The 322-nt window shown below is 73.9% G+C and carries 1 pseudogene; it reads left to right on the plus strand.

The features are described 5' to 3' along the window. Positions 1-322 (plus strand): annotated as a pseudogene (locus KVT14_RS20180) (ribonuclease E/G); the annotation flags it as partial.

Below are 322 nucleotides of genomic sequence, written 5' to 3' on the forward strand. Positions count from 1 at the left end.
GATCATCACCGAGGCCGAGCTCCTGGCTCCCCGCGAGTCGGTCGAGCGGTCGATGGTCGGGCGCCAGGCGCCCGGCAAGACCCAGCTCGCCGTGCTCGAGGTCGGCGTGCTCGTCGAGCACTACGTGTCCCGGCAGGCGCAGGTCTCGATGGCCGGCAACGTCGACCTCGGCCGCGTGCAGAACGTGCTGCCGAGCATGGAGGCGGCGTACGCCGACGTGGGCAAGGGCCCCTACGCCGTGCAGTACGCCGGGGAGGCCAACTGGGACGCCGCGGGCCCCGAGGGCGGTCAGCCGCGCCGCAGCGAGCAGGCGCGCAAGTCC

The sequence above is a fragment of the Cellulomonas sp. GbtcB1 genome (genome assembly GCF_019091725.1).
Taxonomy (GTDB): domain Bacteria; phylum Actinomycetota; class Actinomycetes; order Actinomycetales; family Cellulomonadaceae; genus Cellulomonas.